This is a genomic window from Aeromonas sp. QDB39 (assembly GCF_027707585.1).
Classification (GTDB): domain Bacteria; phylum Pseudomonadota; class Gammaproteobacteria; order Enterobacterales; family Aeromonadaceae; genus Aeromonas; species Aeromonas hydrophila.
The window spans coordinates 17,630-41,557 of record NZ_JAPCIV010000029.1 but is presented as its reverse complement, the minus strand read 5'-3'; the positions used below and the strand labels follow the sequence as shown (position 1 = coordinate 41,557).

The following is a 23,928-nucleotide window of genomic DNA, read 5'->3' as shown; positions in this document are numbered from 1 at the left end:
AAGGAGTTCTCGTGATCAACGGTCTGGAGCACGACATCCAACTGCTGTTTTCCCAGTTCCTCGGCTGGTTGCTGCTGCTGTTTCACACCGTGATCGTGGCGGGGGTCTCCTTTCGGGTGGTGATGAAGCGGCGCCCCATCGGGGTCTCGCTGGCCTGGCTCGCCCTCATCTATGCCATCCCGTTTGCCGGGGTCGGCTTCTACGTGCTGTTTGGCGAAATCCGCCTCGGCCGGCGCCGCGCCGAGCGGGCGCAGGCCATGTACCGCCCTTACGCCATCTGGATCCGCCAGCTGGCCCGGCTCTTCCCCCAGCACTGCTGCGAGGTGGGGGAGAAGGCCCAGCCGCTGCACGATCTGATCCAGGGCCGGCTGGCCATGCCCATGCTCTCCGGCAACCGGATGACGCTGCTGAGCAAGCCGGAAGCCATCCTGCGCGAGATAGTGCGCGACATCCGCCAATCCTCCCAGTCCTGCTACCTGGAGTTCTACATCTGGCACCCGGGCGGCGACACCGACGAGGTGTGTGAAGCCTTAATGGAAGTAGCGGCGCGCGGCGTGGATTGTCGCTTGCTGCTCGATTCCATGGGCAGCAAGACCTTCTTTCGCTCGTCCTGGCCGAAAAAGCTGCGCAAGGCCGGGGTCAAGCTGGTGGAGGTGCTGCCGGTCGGGGCCTGGCGCATTCCGTTCCAGCGCCAGGACCTGCGCATGCACCGCAAGCTGGTGGTGATCGACGACCGGGTCGGTTATACCGGCTCCATGAACATGGTGGATCCCCGCTTCTTCAAGCAGAACGCCGGGGTCGGCCAGTGGGTCGACATCATGATCCGGGTGCAGGGGCCCATGGTGCCGCTGATGTGGTCCATCTTCGTCTGGGACTGGGAGATGGAGACCGGCGAGCGGCTGCTCGACAGCCTGCAGCACGAGCCGGAGGCCTGGCCCCAGAGCAACTACCGGGCCCAGCTCATTCCATCCGGCCCCTTCGTCGGCGGCGACTGCATCCAGCAGAGCCTGCTGCTGGCCATCTACCAGGCCCGCCACCATCTGGTGCTGACTACCCCCTACTTCGTGCCGGACGATCCGCTGGCGGCGGCGCTCTCCTCGGCGGCGGCCCGCGGCGTGCAGGTGCAGCTGGTGCTGCCGGCGCGCAACGACTCCCTGATGGCCAATTACGCCTGCAACGCCTTCATGGAGGAGCTGCTGGAGGCGGGGGTGGAGGTCTATCGCTATGACGCCGGCCTGCTGCACACCAAGAGCGTGCTGGTGGATGACGACTTCGCCCTGGTGGGCACGGTCAATCTGGACCGGCGCAGCCTCTGGCTCAACTTCGAGGTGACCCTGCTCATCGACAACCCGGTGTTCGTCGCCGAGATGACCCAGCTGGTGCAGGGCTACATGATAGAGGCGACCCCCATGTCGCTGGCCAAGTGGCGGGCACGCCCCTGGTACAAGAAGGTGATGGAGAACATGTTCTACCTGTTCAGCCCCTTGTTGTGACATCACTTAATTGCGGCAGGCGCCGAATTGCGCTTGCCTAGCCCCAAGCTGGCCCCGTAGAGTGCGGCAATCACTCCCTGGAGAAACAGAAGAAGATGAAGAAGCGAGTAGCGCTGGCCGTCACGGCGGCCTTGGTGGTGGGTGGGCTGGGTGCCTGCTGGTACACGGGCAACACGTTCGATCGCATCATGGCCGAGCAGATCGCCAAGGTGAAGCAGGAGAGCGGCGTCGAACTGAGTTGGCAGCCGAGTTCGAGCAACCTGTTCGCCCGCGATGGTGTGCTGAAGGTGGTCGTCACCCCGCAGACCCTGGCCAGCCTGGATGGTCAGCTGGAGGGGAGTGAGCCGGTCGAGGCGCAGTTCATCGTCAACAGCCGCATCCTGCCGCTCTACATCAAGAGCCACATGCTGCTCGACACCAAGCAGGGTTCGCTGGCGCCGGTGTTCAACGCCTTCAAGATGGAGCAGTGGCAGTTCGGCATCGAGTCGGTCAGCAGCCTGTGGACCGCCAGCAACAGCAGCCGCTTCTGGGCCAACGAGTTCAAGATCAAGCAGGGGCTCGACGAGTTCAACTTCCTGCCGATGAAGGGCGACTATCACGGCGATCTGGAAGGCAATGGTCACGTCACCTTCCACTGGCAGGGCATGACGGTGCACGAAGAGCAGAACAAGATGGACATGGTACTGGCCGAGCTCAAGGGCAGTGCCGACATGGCCGAGATCAGCGGGATCTGGCTCTCTCCGCGCAGCGACATGACCCTCTCCGCGCTGTCGGTACAGCTGCCGGACAGCGTCAAGGTCTCCCTGCAGGGACTGACCACCGAAACCCAGCTGGCGGGGGATGATGCCCAGACCCTCTCCAGCAGCTACCAGATGAAGGTGGACACCCTCAATCTGGAGAACGAGACCGACAACCTGGCGCTGACCCAGAGCAAGCTTGCCCTCAATCTGAAGGGGCTTGATCTGGAAGGCTATCAGGCGCTGCAGGCCTCCAGCGGCCAGGGCGTGGAAGAGGAAGCGATCCAGCAGGCGCTAGACAAGATGCTCAAGCGTGGCGCCACGCTGGAGCTGGTGGACTTGAGCTCCCATCTCAATGGCGAGCCGGTGGCCATGAAGGGCGACATCAAGCTGGCGGCCACCTCGCTCGAGCAGCTGTTCAACAGCGAAGAGGGGATGCACGCGCTCTCCGGCCTGCTGCACGCGAACCTGAGCGGCAAGCTGGGCAAGGCGGTGCCGCAGCTGGCGCCCATGCTGGATCAGTTCGCCGCCATGGGTTACCTCAAGGCGGACAAGGAGCAGCTGACGGCCGAGCTCAAGCTCGACAAGGGCGCCATGACCGTCAACGGTCTGCCGCTCTGATTGACGTTGCTTTCGTGCACATAAAACAAAGGCTCCCGCGGGAGCCTTTGTTGTTTTCAGTGGCCGGGATTACTTGAATACCACCGTCTTGTTGCCGTAGACGAACACCCGCTCGTTCAGCACCAGCTCCAGTGCCCGGCTCAGCACCGATTTCTCCACGTCGCGGCCGGCCTTGGCCATGTCGTCGGCGCTGAAGGTGTGATCGACGTGGATCACGTCCTGCTCGACGATGGGGCCCTCATCCAGATCGTCGGTGACGAAGTGGGCGGTGGCGCCGATCAGCTTGACCCCGCGATCGAACGCCTGGCGATAGGGGCGGGCACCGATGAAGGCGGGCAGGAAGGAGTGGTGGATGTTGATGATCTTGCGCGGATAGGCCTCGACGAAACTCGGGGTCAGCACCCGCATGTACTTGGCCAGCACCACGTAGTCGGGCTGGTAGCCGTCGATGATGGCGCGTACCTGCTCTTCATGCTCGGTGCGGCTCAGATCCTCGTGGCTGACGGTGTGGAACGGAATGTCGAACTTGCCGGTCAGCTCGGCGAGGGTGTCGTAGTTGCCGATCACCGCGACTATGTCCATGTCCAGCGCACCGGCGTAGTTCTTCATCAGGATGTCGCCGAGGCAGTGGGTCTCCTTGGTCACCAGGATGACGATGCGCTTCTTGCCGGCCTTGACCAGGCGGCGCTGGGCACCGGCGGGGAGGGCATCATCGAGGTCGGCCAGCAGGGTCTCGTCGTTGAAGCGTCCCTCCAGCTCGGTGCGCATGAAGAAGCGGCCATTCTCGTGATCCACGAACTCGTCGTTCTTGTTGATGTTGAGCTGGTGCTTATAGCAGATGTTGGTGATCTTGGCGATGAGGCCCTTGGCGTCCGGGCAGTCCGTCAGCAGTATTTTCTTTTCCATCTCTGTCATGATTCCGTTTGTGTTGTTGGCGCCTGAGTCTGCGCAGGCTGCGCGTTTTTTCAGGCACTATGCCACAAACAAAATCAGAAAAGACAGTGCGCCGTGCGCCCTGATGCAATGCGGCCACAAGCGGTACGCTATTCATCTTTGATGGGTTTTGGGCTGGTATCCGGCGTTTTTTTTCTTTACGCTGTCTGCGCTTATTCTCAGGGCGGGGTGAAATTCCCCACCGGCGGTATCCCGATGTGACTCGGGGAGCCCGCGAGCGCCCGACCCGGTATTGCACCGGGACGGGGTCAGCAGATCCGGTGAGATGCCGGAGCCGACGGTCATAGTCCGGATGAAAGAGGATAAGACAGATATTGCAGGCAAGCCCCATGGGCCGGCCGCTGCATACCTATCTCTGTCTGCCTTTCCATGCCCTGATTCTGGTCCTTGTCTTGTTTAGGAGTCTTACCATGAATCAGTCTCTTCTCAGTGAATTTGGTGATCCCATTGCCCGTGTCGAAGCGGCGCTGGCGGCTCTGCGTGCCGGCCGCGGCGTGCTGGTGGCCGACGATGAAGATCGGGAGAACGAAGGGGATCTCATCTTCGCCGCCGAATCCATGACCAACGAACAGATGGCGATGATGATCCGCGAGTGTTCCGGCATCGTCTGCCTCTGCCTGACCGACGAACGGGTACGCCAGCTCGAACTGCCGATGATGGTGGAGGCCAACTCCAGCCATTATCAGACCGCCTTCACCGTGACCATCGAAGCGGCGCAGGGGGTGACCACCGGCGTGTCGGCGGCCGATCGCATCACCACCATCCGGGCCGCCATCGCCGACGGCGCCAGACCGTCAGACCTGCACCGCCCGGGCCACGTCTTCCCGCTGCGGGCCCGCACCGGCGGGGTGTTGACCCGTCGCGGCCACACCGAAGCCACGGTCGATCTGATGCAGCTGGCCGGACTCAAACCGTTCGGGGTGTTGTGCGAACTGACCAAGGAAGATGGTTCCATGGCGCGGCTGCCGGATCTGGTGGCATTCGGTCGCCAGCATCAGATGCCGGTGCTGACCATCGAGGATCTGGTGCAATATCGTCAATTGCTGTCAGAACGTTCAGCCTGAGCCTCATACGAAATTGTAATAAGCCCAAAATTTGGTTACGCTTTGTGCGAACCTCATCCAGAGACCCTCATTTTTGGCTTAACTTTGCACAAAAAGTGTACGTTTAAAAAAAAATGAGGGTTTTAATGCATTTATCTGTGATGGGGCCTATCCAAACTATGATTTTTTTGTGCCATAATCACGCCGCTTGCTAAACGTCTGGCGAGTTAAAGGGAGCTTTTAAAATGAAAAAAATGTTGTTGGTAGGTGTTGTTGGTCTGTCCGCTCTGCTGGGCGGTTGTGCAAACACCAGCGAACTGGAAACTTCCGTTCAGAATCTGTCTAACAAAGTTGACCAACTGGCTCAAGATGTTAGCGCTGTTCGTGCTGATCAATCCAAGATCGCTGCTGATGTTGCAGAAGCCAAGCAAGAAGCTATGCGTGCTAACCAGCGCATCGACAACATGGCTACTTCCTACAAGAAGTAATCCATGCGAAAAAAATGGCGCAGTTATGCGCCATTTTTTTTTGCCTGAAATTCGTCAAATTCCCGCGTTTTCCCCGCTGATACCCGCCTGACAAGGCAATGCCGAACACTCGGCATCACCCCGTTTTTCATTTCCGCATCGATCAGTAGAGCAGGCTGTAGAGCTTGCGACGGTAGCTCTGCGCCGCCGGGTTGCTGCCCATGGTGGTCAGGATGTCGAGATAGGTCTTCTTGGCATCACCGAAGGCGAGATCCCGCTTGAGGATGGCAAACAGCAGCGTCAGCGCCTCTTCCTGCCGGCCGGCCTGGCTGTATTGCACCGCCAGCTCCTGGGCCAGGGCAAAGTTGTCCGGCTCCTGCTGGTGACGGGCTTCCAGCGCCCGCAGCTCCGGGCTGTCGGCGGCCTGCTGGGCCAGTGCCAGCCGGGATGTCAGGGTCTGGTAGTGATCGTCCTGGGCGATCATCGGGATCTTGCCCAGTCGCTCCTGCGCTTCGTCCAGCAGATTGAGATCGAGCGCCGCCTGAATGAGCCACAGGCTGATGTCGTGGCGCTCCGGTGCCAGCTGATGGGCCTTGCCGAGATGGGCATAGGCAAGGTCCGCCTGACCCTCCGCCAGTGCCTGTTGCCCCTGTTCGAACAGCAACTCCTCCTCCTTGGGGGCGAAGGCGGCAAAGTAGTGGCGCAGGGTGGCTTCGTCCTGCGGGCCTTCCAGAATGGCCTGCTCGTCAGGGCGGCCCTGGTGGAACAGTACCAGCGCCGGCAGGGCGCGCAGGCCGAGCTGGCCAGCCAGCGGCTGCAACTGCGGATCGTTCATGTCCACTTTGGCCAGGGTCACCTGGGGATTGGCCGGACCGACCAACGCTTCCACCTGCGGGGTCATGGCTTGACACTCCGGCATCTGGGGGGCGTGGAAATAGATGACGATCGGCTTTTTCATGGAAGCATCGATCAGGGCGCTTTGGAAATTCTGGGGATGGATGTCGACGATCATGAGGCTGACTCTTGGAAAATGGTGTGAGTTAACATGGGGTTGATGGGCACAGAATTCAAGCTGCCGTCGAGCAGCCAGCCGTTGACGGCGAGAGTCGGTGCCGCCAGGCTGAGCCAGCCTCGGCCGATGGGCCAATCCTGCACCCGGTAATCCTGTTCATCGAGTTGGTTGTCGAGCCGCCACGCTTCCTCTGGCACGAAGCGCACCTTGTCGAGGCCGGCGGCGATGCCAGCGCCTTGAGCCTTCAATACCGCCTCCTTACGCGACCAGAGCCGATAGAAGGCCGGCTCTTGCTCCGCCTCGGGTAGGGCGAGCAGCCACTCATATTCACTCTGCGCATAAAAACGGCAGGCCAGTGGCAGAATCTGGCGACGCCGCTGACCCATCTCTATATCCACTCCGAGCGGGCCGGCGGCACAGAGGGCGATCGCCAGCCAGTCACCGCTGTGGCTGAGGTTGAACTGCCAGCGCCCGTCGCTCAGCGCCGGCTTGCCGTGCGGGTTGCTGCAAAACTGCAGCGCATCGGGGCGGCACTGCAGGCGCTCGGCCAGCAGCCGTCGCAGCAAGCCACGGCTGAGCAGGTACTCCTGGCGGCGTGCCAGCTGACCGATTGACTGCCATGTCTGCCGTTCTTCGGGGGAGAGCAGGGTTTGCAGCAGGCTCAGCTGGTCGGCGTCCGTGTTTGCCGGTTTTAACAAATAGAGATCCACAGAGATCATAATTTTTCACTTAAAAAGCATGCTGAAACAGCGATAAAAGTCAGTTTGATCCGGCCTGGGTGGCCCCTTTCGAGATTGTATATTGTTTGGCCACGATCACATTAATCAGGAAAAATAATGCATTTCCTTGCAAAAATGTGATGTCGATAGGGATTTTCGCTTGCCTCGATAGAATTCTTGGATATAGTCGGGTGCTGTTGCCTTATAAATTGCCCGTTCGGGCCGTATTTTAACAAGTTTTACTATTTTGCGGGGATAAAGGATTGCGCCACCTGATGCTACTGCTGGTCGCGCTCGGAATGGTGGGTTGTGCCTCGGCACCCCAGCCCGAGGTCGCGAGCAAGATTGAAGTTTCCATGATGGAACCCGTTATTGAACCGGAAGCTTCGCAAACCCCAGATGTAAACGAAATCCTGACAGTATACAAAGAGTGGCGCGGTGTTCCTTACCGCATGGGCGGCAGCAGCCAGCGCGGTATCGATTGTTCCGCCTTCGCCCGTGAAGTGTTCCGCAACGCCGTCGGCATCGAACTTCCCCGTGATACCCGCTCCCAAGTCCATGAAGGCACCCGCGTTTCCAAGCAGGATCTGGTCGAAGGTGATCTGGTCTTCTTCAAGATCAATCGCCGTCTCAATCATGTCGGCATCTATGTGGGCAATGGTGAATTCATTCACGCCTCCACCCGCGCCGGGGTGACGCGCTCCAAGCTCGACAGCTCCTACTGGCGCAGCAAATTCTGGCAGGCACGCCGGATCGACATCTGAGTCAGGCTGGACAAACGGCTCGCAGTACGGACTGTTTTTCCAACCTCACTTGAACCGGGCTCGACAGCCCGGTTTTTTATGGCCGTCATTTAGACTTTCCGGGGCCAAGTCACTATAGTGTGGGCCCGTTTTCCTCGGCAGGCCCAGCATGAAGACCCATTCCGACCGCAAATCCGGATTGCATCCACGCAATCGCCATCAGGCTCCCTATGATTTCGATGCGCTCTGCCAGCGTACCCCCGAGCTGCAACCCTTCGTGTTCGTCAACGAGCACGGTACCCAGACCCTGGACTTTGCCGATCCGGCCGCCGTCAAGGCGCTGAACAAGGCGTTGCTGGCGCTGCACTATGGCATTGCGCACTGGGATCTGCCGGCCGGTTATCTCTGCCCGCCCATTCCGGGGCGGGTGGACTATCTGCATCGGGTGGCCGATCTGCTGGCCGAGAGTGCCGGCAAGGTGCCGACCGGCAAGAGTGTGCGGGTGCTGGATATCGGGGTCGGTGCTAACTGCATCTATCCGCTGCTGGGGGCCCGCGAATATGGCTGGCGCTTTGTCGGCTCCGACATCGATCCGGTGTCGGTCAAGGCCGCTACCCTGCTGGCCAAGAGCAACGGGCTGGGCAGCCAGATCGAATGCCGTCTGCAGGGCAGGGCCGGCGACATCTTTCAGGGGATTGTGGCGCCGCGCGAGCGTTTTGCGCTGACCCTCTGCAATCCTCCCTTTCATGCTTCACTGGCAGAGGCGAGCAAGGGAACGGAGCGCAAGCTGCGCAACCTGGGCAAGGAGGCGACGGCCAAGCCGGTGCTCAATTTCGGCGGCCAGAGGGCCGAGCTCTGGTGCGAAGGGGGGGAGGCCGCCTTTCTGGCCAGTATGATCACTCAGAGCAAAGCATTCGCCAGCCAGTGCCTCTGGTTTAGCTCGCTGGTGTCAAAAAAAGAGAACCTGCCGGCGGCCAAGCAGGGGCTGAGCCGGGTCGGGGCCCGTCAGGTGCGGGTGCTCGAGATGGCCCAGGGCAACAAGATCAGCCGGGTCCTGGCCTGGTCTTTCCTGGACGAGGCGGCCAGCAAACAGTGGTGGTCGCCGATGGCGCACAATAACGCCTGAGCCGACTGAAGCGGGACAACGACAAGGGGTATACCGATGGTATTCCCCTGTTTTTTGGGGAGCGTCAGTGGTCAGTCTGGGTCGATACCCGGCACCCACGACAATCGTTTTTCCCCTTGTGTCATCTGGGTTGGCGCCTGCATGTTAGTGATCACTTTCATCCTCGGTACAGTTGTACGCTGAGATTTTTTTGCACTTGCAGTTGAAACTTTCATAAAATAGGACTGGTTAGACCTCTTTACAGGCTTTGAATCGAATAGGGATCGGTACATGAAAGTTGTCGATTTTCTGAAGCGCAAGCGCGAAATACTGGCGCAGCACCCCTTTGAGCTCAAGGATTGGCTCTCTCCGGCGATCCGCGACTACTGGCGTGAGTTTCAGCAAAAGGCACACCTCCACCCTCTGCTGGGCCGGGTGCTGGATTTGCAGAGCGACAGCCAGTCCACGCAGCAACAGCAGGGCGCGGCGCAAGCCGTCAACGGCCAGCCCGTGCCGCTGGATACCCCTGCCGTCGAACTCAGCGGCGAGGCAGCAGCCTTGTTTTCCACCTTGCAGGAGCGCATCGGCGAAGAGACCCATGTCGGTGAGTGGCTGCTGGTCAACCAGCAGATGATCAACGAGTTTGCCGCCGTGACCGGTGACAACCAGTGGATCCACACCGATCCGGAGCGCGCAGCGGCCGAGTCACCGTTCAAGACCACCATTGCCCATGGCTTCCTGACCCTGGCGTTGTTGCCGCGGTTGACGGGCAGCATCAACGAGGCCGCCCCCGAGTTTCCGACCGCCCGCATGGTGGTGAACTTCGGCCTGGATCAGGTGCGTTTCCCGTACCCCATCAAGGTGGACAGCAACATCCGTGCCCGCACCAAGCTGGCTCGGGTTACCCCGATCAAGGGTGGGCTGGAGCTGCTCAAGGAGATCAAGGTCGAGATCGAGGGTATTCGTCGCCCAGGCTGCGTCATTGAATCGGTCACCCGGATCTACTTCTGACGGGGGGACGGTGTCACCCGCTGGCACGAATCGTATTGAAAAAAACAGGCTCACCTCGGTGAGCCTGTTTTGTTTATGGCGGTTTGTTGCACTTGCCTATGTTGCCTCTATGTAGGCGCCACTCACACATCCATGGCTTGCCCCGAGGGCTAGAAGCTGGCCCCCAAGCTGATCAAATGGCGCCACTCTTTGCCTGATAAGGGTGTCTGAACACCTTGATAATCCAATCTGGAGTCTTCCCAATCGAGCTCGCTCGACCAGGAGAGGCGCAGGTGATCGTTGAAGTAGTAGCGCATCCCCAGGCTGCCTTTTACGGCCTGCTCCCGGGTGATGTAGGTCGAGGGCTGGTCCAGATAGCGCTTGTAGGTGCCCTTGCTGAACAGCTCCAGTTGCTCCGACCAGAGTGCGATGGGTTGGCGGTAGTCCCAGCCAAGGCCCATCAGGGGATAGTTGATGATCCTGTCGTTGAAGATATCGGGGATGATGAAGTCGTCCCAATAACCCGGTCGGAAGTAGGAACGCTCCAATCCTGCCTGGCTGATCAGCTCCAGCCGTCGCCGCTTGTCGTTCCAGAACCGGTAACCAGGCCCGGTCACATAGCCCACATCCATGTATTCGGGGTCCAGCATCTGGTATTCAAAGTCGACGGCGGAGCGCAGAAACCAGCGCTGGTCGAAGAAGAAGTCCAGCATGGGCTTGAGCCGGTACTCATGGCTGTTGGTGACGTTGTTGGCGGTCTCGTAGATGTACTCCCCATCCAGCGTATAGCGCCAGTCGAGGTTGGCCACCTCGGTGGAGGCCTTCAGGTTGACGTTGTTGGTCTGCTTGTCGCTGTGCTTGAGCTTGACGTTCAGATCGCTGCTGCCGCTCCACAGCCAGGCTTTCTGGTCATCCGGCGTCAGGGCCAGCAGGGTAATGCCGGTCTTGACGGTCGGTTTGGGTTTGTCCTGCTTCTCGATGCGCCAGCGCTTGACCGCCTCGCGCTTGACGGTGACGGGGGCGCTGTAAGGGAGCGCGATGCGCACTTGCTGGTCACCTATTTCCTCTATGGTGCCGGTCAGCCGGTCACCGTTGTCCATCCAGAGGATGTCGGCCGATACCGCCGGGCTCAGCAGCAGGGCCAGCAGACAAAAAACGCGGTAGCTCATGAAGATCCTCGTGAACATGGTTGGCCATCAGCCGCTGACGGGACGGGGGATACCGTTCTTGCTGTTTAGCACGCCGGCGGCCTTGTCACCATCGACTTCCGGTTTGGCGATGAAGGCCTCCACCTCAGGGGAGAGGATCAGCGGGGCACCCTGCTCCAGCTCCAGTTCGGTACGAGAGAGCGGTGAGTGCACCTCCAGCCAGTGGCGGCCATCGGGCTCGATGGCGGTTTTGACCGGCTGGTTGATGACCCGCACCTGAGTGCCGATGGGGACAATCTTGAACAGGGCCTCGATGTCGTCGGGGCGCAGCCGAATACAGCCGGCGCTGACCCGCAGACCGACGCCAAAATCCTTGTTGGTGCCGTGGATGAGGTAGTCCTGCTTGCCATAACCGAGGCGCATGGCGAATTTGCCGAGGGGATTGTCGGGACCGGGCGGCACCACCGCCGGCAGGGTGATCCCTTTTTGCTCGAGCCAGGACTTGCGCACCATGGGGCCAGGCACCCAGGTCGGATTGGGGTTCTTGGCGATCACCGTGGTGGTCATCTCCGGCGTCTCTCGCCCTATGTCACCGATCCCGATGGGCAGCACCATCACCTCGCTTTTGCCTTTCGGGAAATAGTAGAGGCGCAGCTCCGGCAGATTGATGACGATGCCCTCGCGAGGCACGTCCGGCAGCAGCATCTGGGTCGGCAGGGTCAGCCGGGTGCCCGGTTTGGGCAAATAGGGATCGACCCCCGGATTGGCTTCGAGCAGCGCCAGAAAACCAATCTGGGTGTGCTTGCCGATGAGCTCAAGATGTTCATCTGGCTGGACTATGTAGTCCTCCAGTTCGCCGATCAGGCGGCTGCCTGCCGGGGGCAGCGGGTAGGTGGTGGCGAGGACCGGAGCCGTCAGCAGGCTGGCGGTCAGCGCCAGCAATGAGAGGGTTCGTGCTATGAACATGTACTTCCTGTCTGATTGAGATGAGGGGGCCGCGAGGCGACCGCCTTGGGTAAAAGGGGGAAATTGTCAGTCAAACGGGTGACGATTGCCAGCTTGGCCGGCCAGGGCTACAGCCGGGTCCCGACGTGGCAATCCATCATGTTGACCGTTTCTTGCCCGTTTTTAATGCAAGGCAGCATAACCTGCAATGAACAGCATGCCTGGCGGGCGGTGGGAGAGGGGATGAGTGGTGAGTAGCACCGGCGGCACCGGTGCAGGGGACGTGTCTCGGCGTCGGTACTGCATCGACAGCAGGCACGACAGCGGAGAGTATCTCGCCACCGGGTGCACGCTCACCTGCTGGTTTTATGTGCAGTCGTTTGATCTTTAAAGAGATTCAAGTTGATTTCCAGAGGCGGCTCCGGTAACAATGATGCCCCGTGGAGAGATGCCGGAGTGGCCGAACGGGATTGACTCGAAATCAATTGTGGCAGCAATGCCACCCAGGGTTCGAATCCCTGTCTCTCCGCCATCTTCAAGGCCCAAGCTGCCAGACAGCTTGGGCCTTTCTCTATTTGCACGCTTGCCGGCTTGTTACCCGGCAGGGCGTGTCAGGGCTGGCATGCCGGCGCGCCGGTGGCAGGGGCAGAGCGCCACTGCCAGGGTCTTGTCACGGCGTTACATGCTGGAGAAGACATTCATGATCACCCCGCCCGAGATGATCAGCGCCATCGCCAGGATGGCGGGCAGATCCGGTTTTTGCTTGTAGAGGAGCATCGAGCAGATGGTGACCCCGACGATGCCGAAGCCACACCAGAGCGAATAGGCTACCCCGACCGGAATGGTGCTCATGGCACGGGTGAGGGCGAAGTAGCACAGGCTGTAGGCGCAAACGACCAGTATGGATGGCCCCAGTCTGCTGAAACCGTTGGTCTTCTTGATCATCGAGGTGCCGGTGATTTCAGAGCCGATAGAGAGCGCCAGCCATAAAAATCCGAAATTAAACATGGGTCATTCCTTTTGCGTCAGTTGGCGATGTTGTTGTTCATGGGGGGAGTGAGGGGCTCGGCGGAGGCATCGCTGCCCTCTTCGCTGCCCATCTTGGAGAACAGGTTCATGATGACGATGCCGCTGGCGATGACGGCCATGCCGATCATGGCGGCGGTGTCCGGGTGCTGGCCGTAAAACGCCATCCCCAGCGTGGAGACCACCAGGATGCCGGTGCCGGACCAGGTGGCGTAGGCAAGCCCAACGGGAATGTCTTTTACCGCGCGGGAGAGGGAGTAGTAGCAGGTGCAATAGAGCAGCACGAGCAGGCCGAGCAGCAGCATCTTGGTGGTTCCTTCACTGCTGCCAAACATCTTGAGGGTGGAGGTGGCCGAGGTTTCGGACACGATCACCAGCAGCATCCATAGCCAACATTTTGTTTTTGAAGACATAAGTTAAACTCCGGGTTTGTTATTTAAGGTAAGGTTGTTTTTCTTTTCTTCTGCTTTTCAAAAAATCGATGGCGGCATCGGTCAGTTGGGCCTCGGCCGTCTGTGCCAGCGCCGGATCCTTCTCTACATCGCTGACCGTGAGATAACGGCGCGCCGTGCCCGCCGGCACAGGGGCTGCGTCGTTCGCCGGAGCCAGCCTCTCCAGCAGTTCATTCATGGTGCACAGCACCACACCTATCTCGCCCAGACGGCTGAGCGCCGCCTGCATGTGCTTGGCGTATGGCGTGCCCGGTTGCGCCCCCAGCAGCTGGTTCAGCTCGCTGGCGGGATCGCAGTGATAGCGCAGCGCCAGCACCGGCAAGCCGCTCAGCAGGGCGTCGTGCAGCCGCCGGGCGACGGGGCTTTGCAGCGAGCCGCTCAGCAGGTCCATCGCCAGCGGGTAGTCGAGAAAGGGCAGCACCAGCGCGCGATAGGGGGCGGGCGGCAGGGCCTGTTGCCAGACGCTGGCCGGCACTGTCTCCCCCAGCGGTTGCCACAGCGCGCCATCCTCGATGTCTGCTGCCAGCGCAAGCTGCAGGGGCTGCCCACAGCCGGCCAGACGATTTCGAATGGCCTGCCGATAGCCCTGGGCCGCGGTCACCATCACCAGCAGCGGTGGCTGCATGCGCCTGAGCATCTGTTCGACCAGGCGTTCAATCTGTTGGTCTGTCATGGGGATCTCCGTTAGCCGAGCAGCTTGACCTGCGCGCCGTTTTTCAAGCCGGCGGCGTTGGCCTCTTCGGTATCGATGTGAAATTCCAGCGCGAAATCGTCGCGCACCCGTACCACCACCTCATCGAAGGTCAGCTGGCGCTCGCCGTCGCTGCGCACGCTCACCTTCTGGCCGTGGGTCACGTTCAGCTGGCGAGCGTCTTGTGGCGAGAGGTGGATATGGCGCCAGGCGCAGATCACCTGGGAGCGCAACTCCACGTGGCCGGCGGGGCCGATGAGCAGGGCGCTGCCGGTATTTTCCAGCTGGCCTGACTCACGGACCGGCGCCTTGATGCCGAGGGTGAAGCAGTCAGCGCGGGAGATCTCCAGCTGTGAAACCGGCCGGGTCGGGCCGAGCACCCGCACCCGGGTCAGCGAGCCCTTGGGGCCGACCACGGTGACGCACTCTTCGGCGGCAAACTGGCCCGGCTGGCGCAGCGGTTTGAGCGGCGTCAGGGTGTAGCCCTTGCCGAACAGGGCCTCCACATCCTGTTGTGCCAGGTGGACGTGGCGATTCGAGATGCCGACCGGGATCGCCGGGCTGACCAGGCTCAGACGGGCAGCGATCTTTTGATGCAGTTGGGGATCGATCATGCTTTCTTCCCTTTTCTTGCCGCGGCCTGTCGGTCTTCCGCCTGATCCGCGGCTGGCTGGCTGGCAGGTGGAGTGGCCGGTTCGGTATCGGCACTGCTTTCCGGTGACAGGGCCGGCACAGCGCTTGTTGCGGTAGTCATCTCCTTCTTGGTGTTGGCCGGTGCGCGCGGCGGGTAGCCCTTGAGGTTGCCGAGCGCCGCTACCGCGCTTGGCTCCGGACGGGCAATCACCAGGGAATGGACCTGCTGGTCGATGGTGGCGGCCACCGCGACGCCACGCTCGATGGCGGTATGGATGGCGCTGATCTCCCCTTCGAAGCAGACACTCACCAACCCTGAGCCCACCTTGCGATAGCCGATGCAGCTGACGCCTGCCGCTTTGCAGGCGGCGTCCACCGCCTGAATGGCGGCGACCAATCCTCGCGTTTCAATTACGCCCAAACTTTTCATCGTCGACTCCTGTTAATGGCGGACCAAGCGAATATCGAAATCAAATTGTGCAAAGAAGGCCTCCAGCCGATCCAATTCGTCCGGCGTGTAAGAGGGGTCTTGCGCAATCGGGTAGGGCATATCCAGCCGCTCATATTTCTTGCGGCCCAGCTGGTGGTACGGCAGCATGTCGATCCGCAGGATATTTCCCCGCTTTGCCAATTTCTGTACATATTCGATGGCGCCGGTAATGGCATCCCATGAATCGTTATATCCACGGATGAGCGGCATGCGCACAATCACCTTGGCGCCGTAATCAACCAGCCATTCCAGATTGCGGCGAATACCTTCATTGCCGATACCCAGCATCGCCTTATGCTGTTCGCTGTTGATTTGCTTGATATCGAACAAAAAGGTATCGGTGACGGGCGCCAGCTGCTGGTAATTGGCCAGCGAGGTGGTGCCCTGGGTCTCGATGGCGGTATTGATCATCATTTTCTTGCATTCGCTAAACAGCGCGACGGCAAAGTCGGTCTGCAGGCTCATCTCGCCGCCGCCGATGGTGACGCCACCGCCGGAGGAGATGTAAAAGTCATAGTCCTGCATGATGATCTCCATCAGCTCGCTGACGGTGACATCCTTGCCCATGATGTCCAGCGCATGCTGGGTGCAGACCTCTTCGCATTTGCGGCAGCCAATGCAATCCTTATTGCGATCGATGAAGTGTTTCATGCTGCCGTTCTCTTCGGCCCGGTAATGGACTCCGGCCGGACAGACATTCACGCAGTCACCGCAGTTGATGCATTTGTCGTGTGAAAACATCACCTGAAATTGGCTGCTGAGCCCTTCAGGGTTGGCGCACCAGGGACAGCGAAGGTTGCAGCCCTTGAAAAAAACCAGCGTGCGAATGCCATCGCCGTCATATATCGAATATTTCTGGATATTGAATATGCGGCCGGTTAATTCATTATTTGCGATCACGCTTGCCTCCTCTCCGGATGTGGCAGGCCGCAGTCGCATTATTTGCGACCTGCCATTGCGGAGTACTTCCGGTTATTCTGGCGATTAAGAAAGACGGGTTATCAACGCATCGATCAGAACTTCTCAATCACGGTGCGGCTGATGATCTCGTCCTGCACCTCTTTGCACAGCTCGACGAAATAGGCGCTGTAGCCGGCGACGCGCACGATGAGGTCGCGGTACTTCTCCGGCTCCTGCTGCGCCTTTTTCAGCACTTCGTTGTCGACATAGCTGAACTGCATCTGGCCATTGCCGAGGATGGAGGCGGTACGCAGCAGGGTGATGAGGCCATGGCGTCCCTCCTGGGTATCCAGCAGCCCCTTGAGGAACTTGAAGTTATGCACCATGCCGATGTTCATGGTCTCCACGTTCATCTTGCTGACGGACTTGATGATGGCCGTCGGCCCCTGCTTGTCCGCCCCCTGGGTCGGGCTGATGCCGTCGGAGAGCGGCATCCAGGCCAGGCGTCCGTTCGGCGTGGCGTTGGTCAGCTCGCCGATGGGGGTGTTGTTGGAGATGGAGAGGGTGCCGTGGCTCAGGGTGGAGTAGAGCATCTTGTACTTGCGGCACTCTCGCTCGGTCCACTCGGTGATATCCAGCGCGTACTGGTCGACGTAGTTGTCGTCGTTGCCGTACTTGGGCGCATTGAGGCAGTCGCGGCGCAGCGCTTCGAACCCTTCGAAGTTGGCCAGCAGCGCATCGCGGATCTGTTCGAGTGTGTATCTCTGCTCCTCGAACACCAGCTTGCGGATTGCCGCCATGGAGTCGACATAGGTCGCCAGCCCCGAGAAGATGAGGCCCGGCCCGTGGTTGACCACGGCGCCACCGGCGGCGACGTCCTTGCCCTTCTCCATGCAGCCTTCCACCAGCAGTGACATCAGCGGTTTAGGCGCCACGTCGCGGTGCACGCGCTGGCTGATCACGGTGCCGATGGCCGACAGGCGAACGATGTGGGCAATCTGCTGTTTCACCGCCGCATCGAACTGCTCGAAGGTGCGCAGCTCGCGCAGGTCGCCGGTATCCAGCCCCTGATGGCTGTCGAACAGCACCATGCGTCCCCGGTTGAGCACGAACTCGATGGCGATGGGCCACTGGGTGTAACCGGTGGAGGTCCACTGATAGATGCGCCCCGACTTTTGCGGCTCGACGCAGCCCATCAGGCAGTAGTCGCGGGCGTCTTCAAAGTCGAAGCCCTTGCGCAGCATCATCTTGATGTGGGAGTCGTCAAAGTGGCAGGCCGGGAAGCCCATCCCCGCCTTCACGACGTCGACGATCTTCTCCATGTATTTCTGCGGTGACTGGTTGTGAATGCGGCAGGCCAGCGACGGTTGATAGACCTTCACGAACCGCACGGCATCCATGATGAGGTAGGTCAGATCGTTGCAGGCATCGCCGCCGCTGCGCTTCTGGCCACCCACGGTCAGGTTGATGAAGGGCTGATATCCGGCGAAGTATTTGGCCCCCAGCTCGCTCGACATCCACATCAGCTCGGCGCACTTGATGATGAAGGCCTGCATCAGCTCGAGCGCGCTTTCGTGGGTCAGGCGGCCCTCGCGGATGTCCGCTTCGAACATGGGGTAGCAGTACTGGTCGACCCGACCGAGTGACAGACCGGTCTGGTTCTCCTCGATCTCGAACAGCGACTCCACCGTCCAGATGCTCTGCAGCGCTTCTTGCAGGGTCTTGGGCGGGTTGGCCGGCACGTTCTCGTTCACCTCGGCGATGGTCAGCAGCTCGGCGCGGCGCTGGGCATCCTGTTCTTTCACGGCCAGTTCACGGGCATGGGCCGCGATGCGGCGGGCGTAGTTGACCACCCCTTCACAGGTTTCGATCGCTGCCTTGTAGTAGTAGATGCGATCGATGTCGTCCGGGTTCTCCATGCTCAGCTGGTCGAGATGGGCCTGGGCGTCGGCCTTGATGCCGTTCATCCCCTTGGTGAACAGCAGCACGTCGTAGCCCGGGCAGGTGTCGCCGCCCCCGTTGATCTGGTGGTAGGAGAGGTCGCTGACGAAGGTCTCGCCGCTGAAGGCCCAGACGCCGGCTTCCCGGTACTGCGCTTCGCAAATCTCGTCCAGCGAGCGACCTTCCCAGAACGGTACTATCTCTTCACGGATGGTTTTCTTGTCCGCCTCGCTGATTTCAAAGGGATCTTGCGGACGGGTGCTCATGGTCTCGAGTTCGTCGCGTACCCAGCGCCAGGCAATGTCCGGCGAGAAGGCGCCGGCGCGCGGCTTGCCGCACGGGTGGCCGACGATCAGCTCGTCGTTCTGGATAAGGATGGGGGCGGTTTCACAGGCGTGACGGAACGCCTTGGCCCGCAGCAAGATGGTCGGCATGCCAGGGTTGGCCTTGACGACCTCGGTAAAGGCCAGTGCCCGGTAGATGGAGACGCTGGGGCGCACGGTCAGATAGTGGTTGCGCAGGCGCTGCAGGCGTGGTGTCAGCCCCTCCATCACCGGCGTATCGGCACAGGCGGCGAACGGGGCGACAGAGACGTGCTGCACTCCGCGAAAGAGGCGAACCGGCAGCTTGAGGGCGCTCAGGTTTTGCTGGGCGCAGAGGAACATCTCGGAGAGCGGGTTGATGCTCGCCTGCTCCAGGCTGGCGCCGTGCAGCAGGGCATCAAACATGGGGTAGCCGTCGATGGCGCAGGTGGCGCGCACTTCGCTCAGCTCTGCCAGTTTGAACCACAGGCACTCGACGATCTCGTACGCCTGTTGCTCGGTCAGCGCGCCGTTGGCGATGTCGCGCTGGAAGTAGGGCAGCAGCGCCTTGTCGGCCCCTTCCGGGTTGACCGCATAGCTGCCGTTGTCGAGTTGAAGCGCCAGCTGGAACAGGTAGAACGACTGGCAGGCCTCTTTGAAGTTACGTGCCGGGTGGGCCGGTACATGGTGCAAAATGGCGGCGCTGTCGCGCAGCTCGGCCTGGCGGAACGGGTTGGTTTCGGCGGCGGCCAGGGTTTCGGCGCTGTTGGCCAGGTTCTGTGCCAGTGCCATCAGGGCATCGCAGGCGTGGATGGCGGCGCGGCAGCCGTTGACCTCGTCCATGCCGCTGCGGCTGACGGCGCTGCCCAGCGCGCGGGTTTTCTCTTCCAGCTGCTGCTTGATGGCCAGCACACCCTTCTCCACCACCAGCTTGTAGTCGGGGGAGTCGATGGCGCTGTTCAGATTCAGGAACTGGAAGGTAGACGGGCGCTGCCCGGCACTTTCATCGTGGAAAATGGCGCCGTGCGGGGTGCGGGTCTGGTTGCCGACAATCAACTCGTCGGCATTGATGGTCAGCGGCAGCTGGCGCATCAGCTCGTAAAAGCGGCGTGCCGGTTTGACGGCGGCGGGAATGCCCGCGATGTCGCCATCCAGCCCGCTCAAAATCGTGGCGTGTTCGCTGCACAGGGTGCTGGTGTGCGCCAGTAAACGTTCAGCCAGCACGTTGACGCGCGGCGTTAAGCTGTAGTGTGCCATGAGGTAGGTTCTCCAGTTCTTGTTCTTAATGGCCGGCGGCGAGAGTGCCGCACCATGCCTTGCGATAGAGTTCGGTCAATGCCCGGGCATCCGGCGCGCGCGGGTTGGTCGGAGTGCAGTTGTCGCGCAGCGCCTGGCTGACCATCTCCGCCAGCCGCTGGTCGAAATCGGCAGCGAGGAGGCCGGTATCGCCAATGCCGGCGGGCATCTTCATCTCGTCTTTGAGTGCCTGGATGGCCACCAGCAGGCTGTTGACCCCCTCGCGCGGCGTCTGGGCGGGCAGGTCCAGCAGGTGGGCCAGACGGGCATACTTGTGGGCGGCCTGGGTATCGCACTGCCCGTCGTGGTCGGCGTTCCATGCCACGACCTGCGCCATCAGGAGCGCGTTGGCACGCCCGTGCGGGACGCGGAACACGCCGCCGAGGGCATGGGCCAGGCTGTGGGTGATGCCGAGCGAGGCGTTGGTGAAGGCCATGCCCGCCATGCAAGAGGCGTTGTGCATCTTCTCCCGCGCCAGCAGATCGTGGCCGTCGCGCCAGCAGGCGGGCAGGTAGCGAAAGACCTGCTGCACCACCTTCTCCGCCAATGCGTCGGAAAAGTCGCTGGCCGCCCGGGAGACATAGGCCTCCAGCGCGTGGCACAGCACGTCCATCCCGGTGTCGGCGGTGATGGCGGGCGGTACCGATGCCACCAGCGACGGATCGAGAATGGCGATATCCGGCAGCAATGACGGGTCGACCAGCACCAGCTTCTCGCTGCGGGCCTTGACCACCGAGAAGCTGGTCACTTCCGAACCGGTGCCGCTGGTGGTCGGGATGGCCACGAAACAGGGGCGCTCGCGCCCCAGGTTCGGGCGGGTTTGCGCCAGGGCGAACATGACCGCTTTGGCTGCATCAATCACCGAACCGCCGCCGAGCGCGATCACCAGATCCGGATAGCAGCTGTCCATGAGCTTCATGCCGCGCACGACCGTGGTGATGTCCGGATCGGCCACTACATCGTCCCAGCACTGGAAAGGGATGCCGCGCTGGCGCAGGATCTGCGTCACCCGGTCGGCCAGGCCAACTTTCACCATCATCTGATCGGTGACCAGCAGCGCCTGGCGGGCGGGCACTTCAGCCAGGGCGGACAGGGCGTCCTGACCGAAGCGGATCCGGGGTTTCAGCAAAAATTCACTCATTGGGTCATTCACTCCTCAAGCGTCCCGAAACACCTTCTCGACAATGGCGACCACCGACATGGCCTTGTAGCGGTCTCTGTTGAGCGCGAGGTACTCCTCGGCCAGTACGACGTCGTGCATGCCTGCGCCGACACTGTCGACGGCGACCCAGGAGCGGTCCTTCATCGGTTGCTGCTGATCGTCCAGCTGGGTGATGAGCAGCAGATTGCTGCCACGCAGCTCATCGCACTTCTGCGTGGCGACGACATGTCCGGTTACCTTTGCGAGAATCATGGTTCTTATCGCCTTATCTCAATGGGTTACTTGCCAAGGCGCTCAAGCACCTGACGGATGACCCGCTCCACGTTCTGCTCGCTGATCTCGCCGCCGACCTCGGCGCTGGCGCCGGCAAAGCGGTCGTCGGTGCTGTGGCAGGCTGGCGCTGGGGCACTGAAGCGGGCATCGTCGAGGATGCTGCAGGGCTGGGGCGCTGCCGGGGCGGCGCAGGTGGGCTGCACTGCAACCGGCTGGATGGGGGCGCGCAACTCTTCGATGGTGCGCACGCCGTAACCCACCTTGCGGATGTTGAGCAGGTTCATCGGGCCGACGTTGTCGGAGCTGGAGCCGCCGCCGACGGCGCCGCAGCCGAGGGTCAGTGCCGGCGTGAGGTTGGTGGTGGCACCGATGCCGCCGAGGGCGGCCGGGGTGTTGATCAGGATCCGGTTGACCGGTTTTTCAAGGCTGAACTGGCGGATCACGTCCTGGTTGCGGGTATGGATCACCAGGGTGTGGCCCAGCCCTTCGTTGGTCAGCAACTCGACCACCCGATGACAGGCGGCGCGCCACTCCTCTTCCACGTAGAGGCCGAGCACCGGGCAGAGCTTTTCACGGGAGTAGGGGTTGCTGTGGGAGACGGTGGTCTGTTCTGCCACCAGCACGCGGGTGCTGGGGGGGACGCTGAAACCGGCCAGCTGGCTGAGATGGAGCGCCGTCTTGCCCACCACTTTCGGGTTGATGGTGCCGTTCGGGCGCAGCAGCAGGGCAGCCATCTTGGCGGCTTCGTCTTCGTTCATGAAGTAGGCGCCCTGGGCCGCCAGCTCGCGATGAACCTCGTCATAGATGCAGCGTTCGACGATGATCGACTGTTCGGAGGCGCAGATCACGCCGTTGTCGAAGGTCTTGCTGGTGATGATGTCCTTCACCGCTTGGTGAATGTCGGCGCTGCGCTCGATAAAGGCCGGGCCGTTGCCCGGGCCGCCGCTGATGGTCGGGGTGCCGGAGGCATAGGCCGCGCGCACCATGCCTTCGCCACCGGTTGCCAGGATCAGCGACACGTCCTTGCTGTGCATCAGCTCGGAGGTGGCCTCCAGGGTCAGCTGGGTGACACCGTCCACGATGCCCGCCGGGGCACCGGCGGCTTCGGCGGCGCGCTTGACGATTTCGATGGCTTTCCAGCTGCACTGGCGTGCGCCCGGGTGCGGCGAGAAGATGATGGCATTGCCCGCCTTGAGGGCGATCAGGGTTTTGTAGAAGATGGTGGAGGTGGGGTTGGTGGAGGGTACCAGCGCGCAGATCACGCCCAGCGGCACGCCCACATCCATCACTTTTTTCACCTGATCGTCATGAATGATCCCGACGGTCTTCATCTCTTTGATGGCATCGTAAACGTGCAGCGAAGCGAACCGGTTTTTCAGCACCTTGTCCTGCCAGTTGCCAAAACCGGTCTCTTCTGCGGCCATTTTCGCCAGCGTTTCGGCATGGCGCGCGGCTTCTTCGGCCACGTTCTTCACGATGGCGTCGATTTTCTGCTGCGAAAAGGTGGCCATAATCACCTGCGCCTGTTTGGCGTTGCGCACCAGTTCTCTCGCGTTCTGGCGGGAGAGCAAATCGGTATCGAGTTCAATCATGAATCTATCCTTCATCAGACTAAAAAAGTGCGGGCGGGGCGTGCCCTCTCAGGTCATGCCTTGTGCTGCGCCGCGATTTTTTCGATGTCGTTGTGCGGGCGGGCGATGACGCGAGAGGTCACCACTTCGCCAATGCGTTTCGCCGCTTCCACACCGGAATCCACCGCCGCATTGACCGCGCCGACGTCGCCTTTCACCATGGCGGTGACCAGGCCAGAACCGACGTTCTCATAGCCGATCAGCTCGACGTTGGCGGCCTTGCACATGGCATCTGCCGCTTCGATGCAGGCCACCAGGCCTTTGGTCTCAATCAGACCAAGCGCTTCTTTCATCATGTTCTCTCCCGTTATTCGGCAATTTTGTAGTGGGCGACAATCTTGCTGATGTCGTTGTGCGGGCGGGCGATGACCAGCGAGGTCACCACTTCACCGATGCGCTGTGCGGATTCCACGCCGGAGTCCACCGCGGCTTTCACGGCCCCTACGTCGCCTTTCACCATGGCGGTGACCAAGCCAGAGCCGACGTTCTCATAGCCGATCAGCTCAACGTTGGCGGCTTTGCACATGGCATCCGCCGCTTCAATGCAGGCCACCAGGCCCTTGGTTTCAATCAAACCCAATGCATCACCCATTTGCGATCTCCCGGCCTCAAGCCTTGTGTTTAATGACGATTTTGTTGATGTCGTTGTGCGGACGGGCGATGACCAGCGAGGTCACCACTTCACCGATGCGCTGTGCCGACTCCACGCCGGAATCCACCGCCGCTTTCACCGCGCCGACATCCCCCTTCACCATGACGGTGACCAGGCCGGAGCCGATGTTTTCATAGCTGATCAGCTCCACGTTGGCGGATTTGCACATGGCATCCGCGGCTTCAATGCAGGCCACCAGACCTTTGGTTTCGATAAGCCCCAATGCATCACCCATGGTGATCTCCTCAGAACAGATTGTGTGGTGTGGTTAAGGAACCCCGTCCGTGTTACGGCGTTGAGCCACGGTTGCGGCGTTCAATCGCCACTATAGGTACTGGCGGCATTTGTGGAATTTGAATCTGTAAAACTGAGATATTTAGTTTGTTGTTCTGAATTTATGATTTCTATAAGCCTTATTTATCTATTTATGCTGCAACCACGAGGCTGTTTTCGTCTTGCATAAGGCTGAATTCAGGCCCGGGAAAAGATCGTTGGTCGATGT

25 protein-coding genes, 1 tRNA gene and 1 riboswitch are annotated in these 23,928 nt (G+C 60.9%); of the genes, 8 read left to right on the top strand and 18 right to left on the bottom strand.

Annotated features, from left to right (window positions below; all coding sequences use genetic code 11):
* The first annotated feature begins 11 nt into the window (after window positions 1-11).
* Entirely contained in the window at window positions 12-1,493 is a 1,482-nt protein-coding gene (gene cls / locus PG899_RS17070) for a cardiolipin synthase (RefSeq protein ID WP_011705220.1), read from the top strand.
* Between the two features lie 95 nt (window positions 1,494-1,588).
* A complete protein-coding gene (locus tag PG899_RS17065) occupies window positions 1,589-2,851 on the top strand; it encodes a DUF945 family protein (RefSeq protein ID WP_011705221.1) in 1,263 nt (420 codons plus the stop codon).
* A 69-nt stretch (window positions 2,852-2,920) separates the two neighbouring features.
* Here PG899_RS17065 and purU read toward each other — a convergent pair whose 3' ends face one another.
* Complete coding sequence (gene purU, locus PG899_RS17060; protein WP_011705222.1) at window positions 2,921-3,757, bottom strand: formyltetrahydrofolate deformylase; 837 nt, start codon at window positions 3,755-3,757, stop codon at window positions 2,921-2,923.
* Between the two features lie 198 nt (window positions 3,758-3,955).
* Window positions 3,956-4,113: riboswitch (FMN riboswitch) on the top strand.
* A gap of 102 nt (window positions 4,114-4,215) precedes the next feature.
* On the opposite strand from purU, the gene ribB reads away from it, so the two are divergent.
* The gene (gene ribB, locus PG899_RS17055; protein WP_011705223.1) at window positions 4,216-4,869 is read left to right on the top strand and encodes a 3,4-dihydroxy-2-butanone-4-phosphate synthase; all 654 of its coding nucleotides are present in this window, start codon (window positions 4,216-4,218) and stop codon (window positions 4,867-4,869) included.
* A gap of 224 nt (window positions 4,870-5,093) precedes the next feature.
* Window positions 5,094-5,336: an Lpp/OprI family alanine-zipper lipoprotein gene (locus tag PG899_RS17050; protein WP_010634682.1), complete on the top strand. Its 243-nt coding sequence runs from the start codon at window positions 5,094-5,096 to the stop codon at window positions 5,334-5,336.
* A 142-nt stretch (window positions 5,337-5,478) separates the two neighbouring features.
* Here the strand turns inward: PG899_RS17050 and PG899_RS17045 are convergent, their stop codons facing one another.
* Both PG899_RS17045 and PG899_RS17040 read right to left on the bottom strand, forming a co-directional pair.
* Window positions 5,479-6,327 (bottom strand): tetratricopeptide repeat protein, encoded by an 849-nt coding sequence (locus PG899_RS17045; RefSeq protein ID WP_077097320.1) that lies wholly within the window; start codon window positions 6,325-6,327, stop codon window positions 5,479-5,481.
* Window positions 6,324-7,046: a 4'-phosphopantetheinyl transferase family protein gene (locus PG899_RS17040; RefSeq protein ID WP_041216028.1), complete on the bottom strand. Its 723-nt coding sequence runs from the start codon at window positions 7,044-7,046 to the stop codon at window positions 6,324-6,326. The genes PG899_RS17045 and PG899_RS17040 overlap by 4 nt, the downstream gene beginning before the upstream one ends.
* Before the next feature lie 275 nt (window positions 7,047-7,321).
* On the opposite strand from PG899_RS17040, the gene PG899_RS17035 reads away from it, so the two are divergent.
* The 3 genes from PG899_RS17035 (at window position 7,322) to PG899_RS17025 (ending at window position 9,905) form a co-directional block, all read left to right on the top strand.
* Window positions 7,322-7,810, top strand: coding sequence for a C40 family peptidase (locus tag PG899_RS17035; protein WP_005298673.1), 489 nt, complete (start codon window positions 7,322-7,324; stop codon window positions 7,808-7,810).
* 148 nt (window positions 7,811-7,958) lie between these two features.
* Entirely contained in the window at window positions 7,959-8,915 is a 957-nt protein-coding gene (gene rlmF, locus PG899_RS17030; RefSeq protein WP_077097318.1) for a 23S rRNA (adenine(1618)-N(6))-methyltransferase RlmF, read from the top strand.
* Window positions 8,916-9,185: 270 nt separating this feature from the next.
* Complete coding sequence (locus tag PG899_RS17025) at window positions 9,186-9,905, top strand: MaoC family dehydratase (protein ID WP_077097316.1); 720 nt, start codon at window positions 9,186-9,188, stop codon at window positions 9,903-9,905.
* 149 nt (window positions 9,906-10,054) lie between these two features.
* On the opposite strand, the gene PG899_RS17020 is transcribed toward PG899_RS17025, so the two are convergent.
* Window positions 10,055-11,053 carry a DUF481 domain-containing protein gene (locus tag PG899_RS17020; protein WP_045529462.1) on the bottom strand — a complete coding sequence of 333 codons (999 nt, stop codon included), beginning with the start codon at window positions 11,051-11,053 and terminating at the stop codon, window positions 10,055-10,057.
* 27 nt (window positions 11,054-11,080) lie between these two features.
* The gene (locus tag PG899_RS17015; RefSeq protein WP_077097314.1) at window positions 11,081-11,998 is read right to left on the bottom strand and encodes a L,D-transpeptidase family protein; all 918 of its coding nucleotides are present in this window, start codon (window positions 11,996-11,998) and stop codon (window positions 11,081-11,083) included.
* 421 nt (window positions 11,999-12,419) lie between these two features.
* Between PG899_RS17015 and PG899_RS17010 the strand changes: the two genes are divergently transcribed.
* Window positions 12,420-12,509 (top strand) — tRNA-Ser (locus PG899_RS17010).
* Between the two features lie 146 nt (window positions 12,510-12,655).
* Here PG899_RS17010 and PG899_RS17005 read toward each other — a convergent pair.
* The 13 genes from PG899_RS17005 to PG899_RS16945 form a co-directional block, all read right to left on the bottom strand.
* A complete protein-coding gene (locus PG899_RS17005; protein WP_010634671.1) occupies window positions 12,656-12,985 on the bottom strand; it encodes a DMT family transporter in 330 nt (109 codons plus the stop codon).
* Window positions 12,986-13,002: 17 nt separating this feature from the next.
* On the bottom strand, window positions 13,003-13,416 hold the full coding sequence (locus tag PG899_RS17000) for a DMT family transporter (RefSeq protein ID WP_016350021.1): 414 nt from the start codon (window positions 13,414-13,416) through the stop codon (window positions 13,003-13,005).
* 19 nt (window positions 13,417-13,435) lie between these two features.
* Window positions 13,436-14,128 (bottom strand): hypothetical protein, encoded by a 693-nt coding sequence (locus PG899_RS16995; RefSeq protein WP_077097310.1) that lies wholly within the window; start codon window positions 14,126-14,128, stop codon window positions 13,436-13,438.
* An 11-nt stretch (window positions 14,129-14,139) separates the two neighbouring features.
* Window positions 14,140-14,760, bottom strand: coding sequence for a phosphate propanoyltransferase (locus PG899_RS16990; RefSeq protein ID WP_077097308.1), 621 nt, complete (start codon window positions 14,758-14,760; stop codon window positions 14,140-14,142).
* Entirely contained in the window at window positions 14,757-15,209 is a 453-nt protein-coding gene (locus PG899_RS24300; RefSeq protein WP_077097306.1) for a BMC domain-containing protein, read from the bottom strand. Before PG899_RS24300 ends, PG899_RS16990 begins: the two co-directional genes overlap by 4 nt.
* Window positions 15,210-15,221: 12 nt before the next feature.
* Window positions 15,222-16,169 carry a choline TMA-lyase-activating enzyme gene (gene cutD, locus PG899_RS16980; protein WP_179101483.1) on the bottom strand — a complete coding sequence of 316 codons (948 nt, stop codon included), beginning with the start codon at window positions 16,167-16,169 and terminating at the stop codon, window positions 15,222-15,224.
* A gap of 113 nt (window positions 16,170-16,282) precedes the next feature.
* On the bottom strand, window positions 16,283-19,669 hold the full coding sequence (cutC, locus tag PG899_RS16975) for a choline trimethylamine-lyase (RefSeq protein WP_077097302.1): 3,387 nt from the start codon (window positions 19,667-19,669) through the stop codon (window positions 16,283-16,285).
* Window positions 19,670-19,694: 25 nt separating this feature from the next.
* On the bottom strand, window positions 19,695-20,849 hold the full coding sequence (locus PG899_RS16970; protein WP_077097300.1) for a 1-propanol dehydrogenase PduQ: 1,155 nt from the start codon (window positions 20,847-20,849) through the stop codon (window positions 19,695-19,697).
* Window positions 20,850-20,864: 15 nt separating this feature from the next.
* Complete coding sequence (locus tag PG899_RS16965; RefSeq protein ID WP_010634663.1) at window positions 20,865-21,122, bottom strand: EutN/CcmL family microcompartment protein; 258 nt, start codon at window positions 21,120-21,122, stop codon at window positions 20,865-20,867.
* A gap of 26 nt (window positions 21,123-21,148) precedes the next feature.
* Entirely contained in the window at window positions 21,149-22,735 is a 1,587-nt protein-coding gene (locus tag PG899_RS16960; protein WP_252411069.1) for an acetaldehyde dehydrogenase (acetylating), read from the bottom strand.
* Window positions 22,736-22,788: 53 nt separating this feature from the next.
* Window positions 22,789-23,070 carry a BMC domain-containing protein gene (locus tag PG899_RS16955; RefSeq protein ID WP_017408466.1) on the bottom strand — a complete coding sequence of 94 codons (282 nt, stop codon included), beginning with the start codon at window positions 23,068-23,070 and terminating at the stop codon, window positions 22,789-22,791.
* Between the two features lie 11 nt (window positions 23,071-23,081).
* Window positions 23,082-23,366, bottom strand: a complete 285-nt coding sequence (locus PG899_RS16950; protein ID WP_011705244.1) for a BMC domain-containing protein — start codon at window positions 23,364-23,366, stop codon at window positions 23,082-23,084.
* Window positions 23,367-23,382: 16 nt separating this feature from the next.
* Window positions 23,383-23,661: a BMC domain-containing protein gene (locus PG899_RS16945; protein WP_010634659.1), complete on the bottom strand. Its 279-nt coding sequence runs from the start codon at window positions 23,659-23,661 to the stop codon at window positions 23,383-23,385.
* Window positions 23,662-23,928 lie beyond the last annotated feature (267 nt).

Coding starts and splice junctions, on each gene's coding strand:
- PG899_RS17050 (WP_010634682.1), top strand. CDS start 5,094: ATGAAAAAAATGTTGTTGGTAGGTGTTGTTGGTCTGTCCGCTCTGCTG.
- PG899_RS17025 (WP_077097316.1), top strand. CDS start 9,186: ATGAAAGTTGTCGATTTTCTGAAGCGCAAGCGCGAAATACTGGCGCAG.
- PG899_RS17035 (WP_005298673.1), top strand. CDS start 7,322: ATGCTACTGCTGGTCGCGCTCGGAATGGTGGGTTGTGCCTCGGCACCC.
- PG899_RS16995 (WP_077097310.1), bottom strand. CDS start 14,128: ATGACAGACCAACAGATTGAACGCCTGGTCGAACAGATGCTCAGGCGC.
- PG899_RS16955 (WP_017408466.1), bottom strand. CDS start 23,070: ATGATGAAAGAAGCGCTTGGTCTGATTGAGACCAAAGGCCTGGTGGCC.
- PG899_RS17000 (WP_016350021.1), bottom strand. CDS start 13,416: ATGTCTTCAAAAACAAAATGTTGGCTATGGATGCTGCTGGTGATCGTG.
- PG899_RS16945 (WP_010634659.1), bottom strand. CDS start 23,661: ATGGGTGATGCATTGGGGCTTATCGAAACCAAAGGTCTGGTGGCCTGC.
- rlmF (WP_077097318.1), top strand. CDS start 7,959: ATGAAGACCCATTCCGACCGCAAATCCGGATTGCATCCACGCAATCGC.
- PG899_RS17015 (WP_077097314.1), bottom strand. CDS start 11,998: ATGTTCATAGCACGAACCCTCTCATTGCTGGCGCTGACCGCCAGCCTG.
- PG899_RS17040 (WP_041216028.1), bottom strand. CDS start 7,046: ATGATCTCTGTGGATCTCTATTTGTTAAAACCGGCAAACACGGACGCC.
- PG899_RS17045 (WP_077097320.1), bottom strand. CDS start 6,327: ATGATCGTCGACATCCATCCCCAGAATTTCCAAAGCGCCCTGATCGAT.
- cutC (WP_077097302.1), bottom strand. CDS start 19,669: ATGGCACACTACAGCTTAACGCCGCGCGTCAACGTGCTGGCTGAACGT.
- PG899_RS17020 (WP_045529462.1), bottom strand. CDS start 11,053: ATGAGCTACCGCGTTTTTTGTCTGCTGGCCCTGCTGCTGAGCCCGGCG.
- PG899_RS16970 (WP_077097300.1), bottom strand. CDS start 20,849: ATGAGTGAATTTTTGCTGAAACCCCGGATCCGCTTCGGTCAGGACGCC.
- PG899_RS16950 (WP_011705244.1), bottom strand. CDS start 23,366: ATGGGTGATGCATTGGGTTTGATTGAAACCAAGGGCCTGGTGGCCTGC.
- PG899_RS24300 (WP_077097306.1), bottom strand. CDS start 15,209: ATGAAAAGTTTGGGCGTAATTGAAACGCGAGGATTGGTCGCCGCCATT.
- ribB (WP_011705223.1), top strand. CDS start 4,216: ATGAATCAGTCTCTTCTCAGTGAATTTGGTGATCCCATTGCCCGTGTC.
- PG899_RS17065 (WP_011705221.1), top strand. CDS start 1,589: ATGAAGAAGCGAGTAGCGCTGGCCGTCACGGCGGCCTTGGTGGTGGGT.
- purU (WP_011705222.1), bottom strand. CDS start 3,757: ATGGAAAAGAAAATACTGCTGACGGACTGCCCGGACGCCAAGGGCCTC.
- PG899_RS16990 (WP_077097308.1), bottom strand. CDS start 14,760: ATGATCGATCCCCAACTGCATCAAAAGATCGCTGCCCGTCTGAGCCTG.
- PG899_RS16965 (WP_010634663.1), bottom strand. CDS start 21,122: ATGATTCTCGCAAAGGTAACCGGACATGTCGTCGCCACGCAGAAGTGC.
- PG899_RS17005 (WP_010634671.1), bottom strand. CDS start 12,985: ATGTTTAATTTCGGATTTTTATGGCTGGCGCTCTCTATCGGCTCTGAA.
- PG899_RS16960 (WP_252411069.1), bottom strand. CDS start 22,735: ATGATTGAACTCGATACCGATTTGCTCTCCCGCCAGAACGCGAGAGAA.